This window comes from Paenisporosarcina sp. P4_E4_2, from assembly GCF_056401595.1.
Map to the genome: position 1 here is coordinate 1 of NZ_JBFUJC010000064.1, position 11489 is coordinate 11489.

Sequence of the window (11489 nt, forward strand, 5' to 3'; positions counted from 1 at the left end):
CCCGTTTATCTTTGGGATGAACGCTTAACGACATCCGCTGCGGAAAAAATGCTTATCAGTRCTGACGTCAGTCGGAAAAAACGTAAAGAAGTCATTGATAAAATGGCTGCAGTTATGATTTTACAAGGCTATCTAGATAGTCAATCTATTAAGAGGTGATTACCCATGGACCACGGACAACAAAATATTACAGTTGTAGATGACAACGGTAACGAACAACTATGTGAAGTACTATTTACATTTGAATCAGAAGAATTCAGCAAATCTTACGTTCTTTACTACCCATTGGGTGCTGAAGAAGACGAGAACGAAGAAATCGAAATTCATGCTTCTGCTTTCACACCATCTGAAGACGGTAAAGACGGCGAATTAATGCCGATCGAGTCAGACGAAGAGTGGGCAATGATCGAAGAAATGTTAAACACTTTCTTGGAAGAGGAAGAAGAAGACGAAGAATAGAAATTATTTCAAAACACAGCATGTTTCCCTTATGGGACAGGCTGTGTTTTTTTATTTGTTCAGTTAGCTAAACTGTTGCAAACAAGTCGCCTTCCATGCAAAGGAACGAAGGTTAAAAACGCCACGTCCTACTCCTGCGGTAACTCTTCGCAAAAAAAAAATGTGGCAACACCTTCATAACCCACTTCATGTGGGCCTAAGCGTGAAGAATGAGACCCACAAGTATGTGGTTTTCATACTTGTTGGCTCATACTGAACATGTGGCTAGTGCAAAATTACGATAGTAGAGTTGGAAATGAAAGCACGAAACATATTAGTAGAGAAAGCGTTCCTATTAGGCAGAATGATGAATATACATTCTGCCTTTTTCTTTTGTCTAAATATCTTGTATAATAAATGTCAGATAGAGGGGGGTAACCCGTGGAAAACGAAACAAAAAAAGATATTATGTTTAATCGTATGAAAGAAAAGAAAAAAGAAGTGAAAATTGTCAGACGTATCGTGCTTGCAATTGTTCTTATTGTATTGATTGGTGGAGGAATAACTGCTTACAGTGGATACAAATATGTAAAAAGCGCATTGCAGCCAGTTGATGAAAAATCGGAAGAAATCATTCCAGTCAAAGTCGAAATTGGTTCGAACCTCGATTCGATTGCAGCGCTACTCGAAAAAAAAGGAATCATTAAAGATGCGCGGATCTTCAAATATTATGCGAAGTTCAATAATGAATCAGATTTCCAAGCGGGTGATTATGGCCTAAGCAAATCCATGACATTAGACGAATTAATCGAGAGTTTGAAAACTGGTAAAGTATACAGAGAACCAGTCTTCTCGATGACGATTCCAGAAGGACGCACCCTGGAAGAAATAGCTGCGAGAGTTGAAGAAAAAACATCGTATACGTCGAAGGAGTTTATGGACCTGGTGACAAACCCGGATTTCATTGATCAAATGATTGGCAAATACCCAACCATTTTATCAGATGAAATTAAAGGGCCAGATTTACGCCACGCATTGGAAGGCTATTTATTCCCAGCGACCTATGCGTATTATGAAGAAAAACCTTCATTGGAATCCATCGTAGATCAGATGTTGAAAAAGACAGCAAACGTCTTAACACCTTACACAGAAGTCCTTGCAGAGAAGCAAAAGTCTGTACACTGGTTGATGACATTTGCCTCATTGCTTGAAGAAGAAGCGACAGCTGATACTGACCGTGAAATGATTGCAAGTGTTTTCAATAACCGTATGAAAGAGAAAATGCCTTTGCAAACAGACCCTACAGTTCTATATGCACTTGGTGAACATAAGGACCGCGTATTATATGGTGATTTAGAAATTGATCATCCATACAATACGTATAAAATTCAAGGATTGCCTCCAGGTCCGATTTCTAATCCAGGAACCCAATCCATTGAAGCCGTACTGAATGCACCGGAATCCGAGAACTTTTATTTCCTTGCTGATAAAGAAGGAGTCAATCATTTCTCGAAAACGTATGACGAGCATTTAGCAAAAATTGAACAATATTTACGTTAATCGTGACAAGATTGTCACCATTATCACTGAAAGAAGGGAAGGCTATCGCTTTCCTTCTTTTTTTATGATAAGATGGGGTGTAATTTTTGTGCGTTAAAGGAGTTAAACTGGAAATGAAAACTTCACAATCCTACATTACTTCACATATTAAGCAACGCCCTGTTTTACTGTCGAATATGGAACAATTCGCTAAAGAACAACATATTCCAATCATGGAAATTGTGGCGATTGAATCACTTCTTCAATTTCTTCGACTGCAACAGCCGAAATCCATTTTGGAAATCGGTTCGGCCATTGGGTATTCAGCCATTCGCATGGCTTTGACTCTACCTGAAACAGTAATGACGACAATTGAAAAAGATGAGGGCCGTTTTCAATTGGCTTCTACCTACATAAAACAGGCTGAATTGACCGAACGAATTCAACTTTTACACGGCGATGCACTGGAAATCGATATAAACCATTTTAAACTTGGTCAGTATGATGCGCTATTCATTGATGCTGCAAAAGGTCAATATCAACGATTTTTTGACAAGTATTCACCACTCGTTCCTAGCGGTGGTGTTATTTATTGTGATAACATGCTGATGCACGGTTTTACGGAAATTGATATTCAAGATGTGCCTAGAAGAAAACGAACGATGGTCCGTAATTTGCAACAATTTACGACCTGGCTGATGAATCACGAAGAATATGAAACATCATTCCTGCCTATTGGTGATGGCATTACGATTAGTATAAAGAGGTGACTCGCTTGAAAAAACCAGAATTACTTGTAACTCCGCAGTCTGTAGAACATTTACAACAATTGATAGACGCTGGAGCAGACGCATTTTTAGTTGGGGAACAACGATTTGGTCTGCGATTAGCAGGTGAGTTTACAATTGGTGATATTGAAAAATCAGTTACACTCGCTCACGCTGCGAACAAAAAAGTATATGTGGCAATGAACGCGCTCTATCATAATGAGCGTGTCGAAGCATTAGGTCCATATATGGAACAACTGGCTTCATTCGGAGTGGATGGCATTACGTTCGGTGATCCAGCTGTTGTCATGGCGAAACGTGAAACAGGTATCGAAATTCCACTTCACTGGAATACCGAAACGACTGCAACAAACTGGTTCACTGCTAACTATTGGGGGAAACGCGGTGCCAATCGAGCTGTGCTGGCGAGAGAGTTAAGCATGGAAGAAGTCATTGAAATTAAAGAAAACGCAGAAGTTGCTGTAGAAGTGCAAGTTCAAGGTATGACTTGTATGTTCCAATCGAAGCGTTCATTGCTTGGAAACTATTTCTTGTATCAAGACAAAGCGATGGAAATTGAAAATCGTGCGAACAACAAAAACATGTTTTTACATGATAAAGAACGCCACAATAAATATCCGATTTATGAGGATGCTAACGGGACGCATATTTTTAGTCCAAACGACATGTGTATTATTGATGAGTTGAACGAGCTCATTGACGCTGGTGTTGATTCGTTTAAAATTGATGGTGTATTGCAAGAGACAGACTATGTAACGAAAGTGACTAGTCTTTATCGTCAAGCGATTGATGCGTATATGGTCTCACCAGAAACGTACGATCAAATTAAAGATGAATTATTAACGGAAATTGAAGAAATGCAACCGTCACTTCGACCACTCGATACCGGCTTCTTCTTCAAAGAAACCGTGTATTAAGGAAGGGGAGAATCAGCATGGCATTACTTCAACATGGCCGAATTAGTGAAATCATTGATGGCAAACGCGTCATTGTTAAAAAGCCAGAACTCCTTGCTCCTGCAGGAGATCTTGAAAAGCTGAAAATCGCTGTTCATTACGGTGCGGACGCTGTGTTTATTGGTGGCCGTGAATTTGGACTTCGTTCAAATGCAGGTAACTTTTCAATAGATGAAATGCGACAAGCAGTTGAGTTTGCGAACGGCTATGGTGCGAAAATTTATGTCACGACAAACATTTTTGCACATAACGAAAATATATATGGTTTGGCAACATACTTAAAAGATATTGAATCAGCAGGTGTGACAGGCATTATCGTCGCAGATCCATTAATTATCGAAACATGTCGTCAAGAAGCGCCTAAGCTCGAAATTCATTTAAGTACACAACAATCTTTATCAAACTGGAAAGCAGTTCAATACTGGAAAGATGAAGGTTTGCACCGCGTTGTTCTTGCCCGTGAAACGAGCGGCGACGAAATTCAGGAAATGAAAGAAAAAGTCGATATAGAAATCGAAGCTTTCATTCACGGAGCTATGTGTATCGCTTATAGTGGCCGCTGTACGTTGTCGAATCATATGACAGCACGTGACTCAAACCGTGGTGGATGTTGCCAGTCCTGTCGATGGGATTACGATTTGTACGAAGTAAACGAAGGCGAACAGCAGCCTTTATTCAGTGAGGGTGACGCGCCATTTGCCATGAGTCCAAAAGACTTGAAACTAGTCGAATCCATCCCACGTATGATTGAACTTGGCATCGATTCACTGAAAATTGAAGGTCGCATGAAATCGATTCATTACGTAGCTACCGTTGTCAGTGTCTACCGTAAAGTAATCGATGCGTATTGCGCAGATCCCGAGAACTTTGTGATAAAACGCGAATGGCTTGAAGAACTCGAAAAATGCGCGAACCGTGATACGGCAACTGCTTTCTTTGAAGGTGAACCAACATATGAAGAGCAAATGTATGGTGTCCATGGCAGAAAGACAACGACAGATTTTATAGGTCTTGTTCTGGATTATAATGAAGAAACAAAAATGGTCACATTGCAACAACGGAATTACTTTACAAAAGGGCAAGAAGTGGAATTCTTCGGCCCAGATATTGAAAATTTCCGGATGACCATTACAGAATTATGGGATGAAAAAGGAATGGAATTGGATGTTGCACGCCATCCGTTGCAAATCGTTCGTTTCAAATCCGACATCCCTTTAAGACCAAATAACATGATGAGAAAGGAGCTTGTACGATGACATTTAAGCGCCCGCTTGTTATTGGTATTGCTGGTGGCTCTGGTTCAGGGAAAACAAGTGTTACCAAGGCAATTTATGACGTTTACAAAGAAAAATCCGTAGTCGTAATCGAACAAGATTATTATTATAAAGATCAAAGCCATCTAAAATTTGAAGAGCGACTTGCTACAAACTATGATCATCCTTTGGCTTTCGATACAGATTTGTTAATTGAACATATTCATCAACTTTTGAATCGTAAAGCAATCGAAAAACCTGTGTATGATTATGCAGTTCACACTCGTGCAGACGAAACGATTGTAATTGAGCCACAGGATGTTATTATATTGGAAGGTATTTTGGTTCTCGAAGATGAGCGCTTACGAGATTTGATGGATATCAAATTGTTTGTCGATACGGACTCGGATTTACGCATCATTCGTCGTATAATGCGCGACATCAATGAACGGGGCCGTTCCATCGAATCGGTTGTGGAACAGTATTTATCTGTCGTACGTCCGATGCATAACCAATTTATCGAACCGACGAAAAGATATGCAGATATCATTATTCCAGAAGGTGGCCAAAACCAGGTTGCCATTGATTTAATGGTTACAAAAATTAAAACAATTCTTGAATCTGATATCATTGTGTAATATGATATTGAAAGACTGACAAAATTATCTAATTACTTAGCCGCATATTTATAAGATGCGAGTCATAGTATTTTTATTAGTTAGCAAGTAGTTGAAGGAGTGAAATACATTGTCAACAGAAAAACAATACCCTATGACTGCTGCTGGAAAGCAGAAATTAGCGGACGAACTAGAATTCTTGAAAACGGTTAAACGTAAAGAGGTTGTTGAACGTATTAAAATTGCACGTAGTTTCGGTGACTTATCCGAGAACTCTGAGTATGATTCTGCTAAAGAAGACCAAGCATTCGTTGAAGGACGTATCTCAACTTTAGAATCAATGATTCGCAATGCGGTCATTATTGCAGAAGACGAGCAAAATAACGACATCGTATCCCTTGGGAAAACGGTTTCCTTTATTGAAGTTCCAGACGGAGAAGAAGAAACATACACTATCGTTGGTTCAGCTGAAGCAGATCCGATGGAAGGTTTGATTTCAAATGATTCTCCAATCGCGAAAAGCTTGATTGGCCGTTCGGTTGGAGATCAAGTAAAAGTATTGACTCCTGGCGGCGAAATGGACGTCAAGATTGTATCAATCAATTAATAATCAAAATCCACTCCTATATCTTGGGAGTGGATTTTTGTTTTTTCGGGGAATAGTAAAATTAGGAGATAATTGTTAGTTGCTCCGAAACTGAGGAACTTTATCTAAAAACTATTAAAACTGCTCCCAAATCACCAAAATTGCTCCAAAACATCTCTACGCCCAAAATTCAGCCGAAACCTTATCCAAATGAAACATTTCCTTAACACATTCGTCTAATTTGTAATCAACATTTATGTTATCATGCTGTATATAAGGGGGAGTACGCATTGGCAAATACACAGCGTCGATATACCTCGAGAAGTAATCGACCAAAAAAACCAAGCACGAACACAATATTAAATGCACTTATAGGTATCGTCATTGTACTTATTATCATTACTGCCGGATTCATTTTCATCGGAAATGACGATGAACCTGAAAAAGCTGACAGCACGAAAGACACCGAGTCTGCAGAAACGGCAGATGGCACAGAAGCTGAAGAAGAAGCTGATCCTGAAGACCAAATCGGTTCTGAACCAATTGCAGAAGAAGAGGAAACAGAAGACAGCGAATCATCTGAAGCTACTGAGGAAGAATCTACAACAACTGAAGATTCAACAACTGGTGGCACTGTAACTTCTACACCGTCTGATGATCCACTCGTTTCTGAACGAATCGTTAACACTGGCTGGAAGCCGGTCGGCACATCACAAACTGGCGAACATACATCTGTATATACCAAGGGGCATGTGGACTGGGATGAGAAACTAAAAGCTATGGCATATACAACAGGCTTATCTGCGGACAATATGATTGTATGGCGTCTTGAAAACGGTGGAAGTCCTCAGAAATCCATTGGGGTTGTATCATCAAATGATAAAGAAGAAAAATATCGTGTGTATTTAGAGTGGGTGGACGGTGAAGGCTGGAAACCTGAAAAAATGGAGACTTTGAAAACATTGGACGGCGCCTATTGACTTTCGGCGCCGCTTTTATTATTTTAAGGGAAGTGTTTTTGCTCGAGACTAAATAGAAGCTTGTTCGAAAGTACTTGTATCTAATGATTTATCAAACTGAAAAGAGGCGGAAACTATATGAAATTAGCAGTAATTGGCGCAATGGAACAAGAAGTTGAAGCGTTACGTTTGGCAATTGAAAATCCACAAACAACGGTTATCGCAAATAGTGAATTTACTGAAGGTACATATGCAGGGCATGACGTTGTGCTGCTGCGAAGCGGTATCGGTAAAGTAAACGCAGCCATGTCAACGACCATTTTACTTCAACATTTCAAACCGGATGCTGTAATCAATACAGGTTCAGCTGGTGGCTTTGATGCAGAACTAGAAGTGGGAGCAGTCGTTATTTCGGATGAAGTACGTCACCACGATGTGGATGTAACGGCTTTCGGCTATGAAATGGGACAAGTACCACAGCTTCCTGCAGCTTTCACAACAGACGCTAAGCTTCGTAAGCTTGCGGAAGAGGCAGTGGAAGAAATAGGCCAACATCAATATGCAACGGGCCTAATTGCTACAGGAGATTCATTCATGAACGATCCTGTGCGTGTTGAAAGCGTGCGTAATCATTTCCCTCACATGAAGGCGGCGGAAATGGAAGCGGCTGCTGTAGCGCAAGTGTGCCACCAATTCGACGTACCATTTGTTGTGATTCGTGCACTGTCTGATATTGCAGGGAAAGAATCATCCATCAGTTTTGATGAATTCTTGCCGACAGCTGCAAAACATTCGACACAAATCGTTTTACATGTAATTAGTAAATTATAAGCATGTTTCCGTGTTAAAATAGAGATTGATTGTTGGAGGCTCTTTCGATATCCAGTGAATCGAGAGAGTTTTTTTCATGTTTAAACAATTGATACAACTTTACGAGTGCTCGCTTTTCGATGCGGGAAACGTAACTTCTTGAAATATTCAATTGCTTGGCGATTTGTTTTTGAGTCATCGGTTCAAATTGATGTAACCCATATCTACGCTCAATAATTTCAATTTCGCGTTTCTCCAATTTGTCCAAGTGCCGGTAAAGTCTTGCCATCTGTTCTTTTTGTTCCAGTGTTTGTTGTGCAGTGTCTTCGTCAGTTTGCAGGAGATCTGTAATTTGGAGTGAATGGCCGTCTTTATCCGTGCCAATCGGTTCGTAGAGAGAGACATCTTTTTGGACTTTTTTCTGGGAACGTAAATGCATGAGAATTTCATTTTCTATGCAGCGGGCGGCGTATGTCGCGAGGCGGGTCTTTTTATCTGGTGTGTAACTTGCTACGGCTTTCATTAAACCGATTGTACCGATCGAAATGTAATCATCGAGTTGTTCATGCTTTGGATGGAATTTTTTGACGATATGTGCAACGAGTCGCATATTCCGTTCAATTAATTCGTGTTTGGCTTCTTCATCACCGGCTAAGCAACGCTCTACATATATGGCTTCTTCTTCTTGGGATAGGGGCTTTCTAAATGCCTGACCTTTCAGGTAACCTAGGACTGCCGGAATTTCAATCCATAATTGCAGGACGGCAGACAATAAACCACTCATGCTGATGAGCACCTCCATGTCGTCTTTTGTCACTATATGTTAACGACATAAAAAGCATGAAAAAAACGACCACAATTTGCGGTCGTTACACTTTTTTCAAAGTAAAAGTACTAATCATCAATACAGCCAAAATGAGCACGAGGAACATATAAAAAACTGGTGAAAACAGGGACAATCCAAAATAAGAAAGCGTCAGTATAGTACCGGCAGCTGTAATTGGGAGACCAGTAAAGTAGCCATTCGAATCCATTATATTGAAACGTGCCAAACGAAAAGCTCCGCTGGCAATATAAATGATGGTGATGACCATTCCGGCTGTTCCAAATTCAAATAAATCAACCATGTATATGAGAATCGCTGGGGCAACGCCGAATGAGATGATATCGCTCATGGAATCGAGTTGTTTTCCGAGTTCCGATTCTTGACCTAATTTACGAGCAACCATCCCGTCGAAACGATCCAGTAATGCTGCGATAAATATAAACAGAACACTATAGCTATATGATTCGTTTAATGTGGTCATTATGGAAGCACCACCAAAAGATAAATTCCCGATGGTGATCATATTTGCTGCATGTGCTTTCATTTTTTTGATTGTGTGATCCACTCGATGCATTAAAAACAATGGACGACACTCCTTCTTGTGTAAAGTATTAGTTCATTATACTTCTTTCAACTAAAAAAAGGTAGAACATATTTAGAAGAGGTGGGATAACGTGAAACAGAAAGTTTACCAAACGCTTATTGAATTGACTAATGGCAAATGGTCTTCCGTAACAATCCAGAAATTCGCCAAATCTTCTTGGAGTCGAAAAGTGATTCCATCTTATATACGTACATACGGAATACAGATGCAGGAAGTTTCACAAACTATCGAATCATTTCCGACATTGCATGACTTTTTCATCCGAAAAATTGATGCACAGCACCGTCCCATTGCAGAAGGAGAAATGGAAGTGGGAAGTCCTGTTGATGCAAAAGTTGAATCCATTGGGCAAATATCATCCACTGGAACATTTTTAGTGAAGGAAAAGTCGTATACCTTAACGGACCTGCTTGGAAATGTTGACCTTGCCTCACAATATGTTGGCGGGACTTATATGGTATTGTATTTAAGCCCTGCTGATTATCATCGAATTCATAGTCCGGTTAATGGACATGTTAAAAAACAAATGACACTTGGGAAAAAATCATACCCTGTGAATCAGGCCGGATTGTCTTATGGAAAAACCCCAATTAGCGGAAACTATCGACAAGTCACGCATTTGGTTTGTTCAAATCAAAAAAACTGTGCAGTTATCAGTGTGGGTGCCATGTTTGTAAACTCAATTGAAATGACCAATACATCACGGGATTGGATAAAAGGCGAGGAAATAGGGTATTTCACGTTTGGTTCCACGGTTGTATTACTATTTGGAAAAGATGCTTTTCAAAAGGATTCGTCATTGACACCCGGCAGTCGGGTGCGAGTGGGTGAGAAAATCGGGAGTATGTTATAATCATTAGAGAAAAATAGGTTGAACGGAGTGTGTCACGGTGTATAAAAAATTTTTACCGAGCGAATTTGTGAAAAGTGTATTCGACATTTCGCCACAACGATTGCTTGATAAAGGAATTCGAGGAATCATAACGGATCTGGATAACACGTTAGTTGAATGGGACCGTCCTGATGCGACACCCAAACTTGTGAGCTGGCTGAAGAGTATGAAAGACGCAGGAATTCAAGTGACGATTGTTTCGAACAATAACGAGATGCGAGTGAAATCATTTGCAGATCCACTTGGCATTCCTTTCATTTATAAAGCACGTAAACCGATGGGCAAAGCATTTCGTAAAGCACTTCAACAAATGGATGTTAAACGTGAAGAAGTGGTAGTAATCGGCGATCAGCTCCTGACGGATGTTGTCGGAGGAAATCGCATCCATTTACATACGATTTTAGTATTGCCTGTAGCAAAATCGGACGGATTTTTCACGCGTTTCAATCGATTGGTTGAAAGACGAATTTTCAAGTCATTAAAAAGAAGAGGCTATGTAACTTGGGAGGAAGAAGTTTGACAACTATACCAACTTGTATCGGATGCGGTACTCAAATACAAACAGTAGATCTAAAGGAACCTGGATATGCACCACAATCATCACTGGAAAAAGAAGTGATTATTTGCCAGCGTTGTTTCCGTTTGAAAAACTACAATGAATTGCAGCCTGTGTCATTAACGGATGATGATTTCCTTCGTATTTTGAACAGTCTTGGCAATGAACAAGGTCTGATCGTGAAAATCGTCGATATTTTCGATTTCAACGGAAGCTGGTTACCAGGATTGCACCGTTTTGTAGGAAACAATCCAATCTTACTGGTTGCGAATAAAGTGGATCTGTTGCCGAAATCAGTGAAAAAACATCGCGTCATACAGTGGTTGCAGCAGGAAGCGAAGAAATTGGGATTGAAGCCTGTCGATGTCATGTTAGTCAGTGCCYATAAAGGAACTGGAATGGTGGAAGCGATGGAAGCAATCGATCGTCTTCGTGAAGGCAAAAATGCGTATGTAGTTGGTTGTACGAATGTTGGAAAATCAACTTTCATCAACCGTATCATCAAGCAGGTGACAGGTGAAAAAGAAGTGATTACAACTTCACATTTCCCTGGAACAACACTTGATTTAATTGAAATTCCATTGGATGACAATCAATCACTTTATGATACGCCAGGTATTATCAATCATCATCAAATGGCGCATTTCCTTGACTCATCTGAACTT

Annotated in this window: 15 protein-coding genes; 13 read left to right on the forward strand and 2 right to left on the reverse strand. The window is 40.1% G+C overall.

Features of this window, described 5'->3' with window-relative positions; all coding sequences use genetic code 11:
* The 10 genes from ruvX to mtnN all read left to right on the forward strand — a co-directional run.
* Positions 1-159 (forward strand): Holliday junction resolvase RuvX (gene ruvX, locus AC1DSB_RS07020; RefSeq protein ID WP_477586231.1); only part of this gene is annotated, 159 nt, incomplete at its 5' end.
* 6 nt (positions 160-165) lie between these two features.
* Positions 166-459 carry a DUF1292 domain-containing protein gene (locus AC1DSB_RS07025; RefSeq protein WP_016426847.1) on the forward strand — a complete coding sequence of 98 codons (294 nt, stop codon included), beginning with the start codon at positions 166-168 and terminating at the stop codon, positions 457-459.
* 420 nt (positions 460-879) lie between these two features.
* Positions 880-1998, forward strand: coding sequence for an endolytic transglycosylase MltG (gene mltG, locus AC1DSB_RS07030; RefSeq protein WP_477532631.1), 1119 nt, complete (start codon positions 880-882; stop codon positions 1996-1998).
* A 113-nt stretch (positions 1999-2111) separates the two neighbouring features.
* Positions 2112-2747 (forward strand): O-methyltransferase, encoded by a 636-nt coding sequence (locus AC1DSB_RS07035; RefSeq protein ID WP_016426849.1) that lies wholly within the window; start codon positions 2112-2114, stop codon positions 2745-2747.
* 5 nt (positions 2748-2752) lie between these two features.
* Positions 2753-3682, forward strand: coding sequence for a peptidase U32 family protein (locus AC1DSB_RS07040; RefSeq protein ID WP_477532632.1), 930 nt, complete (start codon positions 2753-2755; stop codon positions 3680-3682).
* A gap of 17 nt (positions 3683-3699) precedes the next feature.
* Complete coding sequence (locus AC1DSB_RS07045) at positions 3700-4977, forward strand: peptidase U32 family protein (protein ID WP_477532633.1); 1278 nt, start codon at positions 3700-3702, stop codon at positions 4975-4977.
* Entirely contained in the window at positions 4974-5612 is a 639-nt protein-coding gene (udk, locus tag AC1DSB_RS07050; RefSeq protein ID WP_016426852.1) for a uridine kinase, read from the forward strand. Before AC1DSB_RS07045 ends, udk begins: the two co-directional genes overlap by 4 nt.
* 109 nt (positions 5613-5721) lie before the next feature.
* Positions 5722-6198: a transcription elongation factor GreA gene (gene greA, locus AC1DSB_RS07055; RefSeq protein ID WP_016426853.1), complete on the forward strand. Its 477-nt coding sequence runs from the start codon at positions 5722-5724 to the stop codon at positions 6196-6198.
* Between the two features lie 269 nt (positions 6199-6467).
* Complete coding sequence (locus AC1DSB_RS07060) at positions 6468-7157, forward strand: YrrS family protein (protein ID WP_477532043.1); 690 nt, start codon at positions 6468-6470, stop codon at positions 7155-7157.
* Between the two features lie 117 nt (positions 7158-7274).
* On the forward strand, positions 7275-7967 hold the full coding sequence (gene mtnN / locus AC1DSB_RS07065) for a 5'-methylthioadenosine/S-adenosylhomocysteine nucleosidase (RefSeq protein ID WP_477532042.1): 693 nt from the start codon (positions 7275-7277) through the stop codon (positions 7965-7967).
* A 13-nt stretch (positions 7968-7980) separates the two neighbouring features.
* Here the strand turns inward: mtnN and sigK are convergent, their stop codons facing one another.
* On the reverse strand, positions 7981-8730 hold the full coding sequence (sigK, locus tag AC1DSB_RS07070; RefSeq protein ID WP_016426856.1) for an RNA polymerase sporulation sigma factor SigK: 750 nt from the start codon (positions 8728-8730) through the stop codon (positions 7981-7983).
* 85 nt (positions 8731-8815) lie between these two features.
* Positions 8816-9355 carry a CDP-diacylglycerol--serine O-phosphatidyltransferase gene (gene pssA / locus AC1DSB_RS07075; RefSeq protein ID WP_016426857.1) on the reverse strand — a complete coding sequence of 180 codons (540 nt, stop codon included), beginning with the start codon at positions 9353-9355 and terminating at the stop codon, positions 8816-8818.
* 91 nt (positions 9356-9446) lie between these two features.
* Here pssA and AC1DSB_RS07080 point away from each other — a divergent pair, with 91 nt between their 5' ends.
* The 3 genes from AC1DSB_RS07080 to yqeH form a co-directional block, all read left to right on the forward strand.
* Positions 9447-10229, forward strand: coding sequence for a phosphatidylserine decarboxylase (locus AC1DSB_RS07080; RefSeq protein WP_477532041.1), 783 nt, complete (start codon positions 9447-9449; stop codon positions 10227-10229).
* Positions 10230-10266: 37 nt separating this feature from the next.
* Positions 10267-10788 (forward strand): YqeG family HAD IIIA-type phosphatase, encoded by a 522-nt coding sequence (locus AC1DSB_RS07085; RefSeq protein WP_342543441.1) that lies wholly within the window; start codon positions 10267-10269, stop codon positions 10786-10788.
* Positions 10785-11489 (forward strand): ribosome biogenesis GTPase YqeH (gene yqeH / locus AC1DSB_RS07090; protein ID WP_477586229.1); only part of this gene is annotated, 705 nt, incomplete at its 3' end. The genes AC1DSB_RS07085 and yqeH, both read left to right, overlap by 4 nt.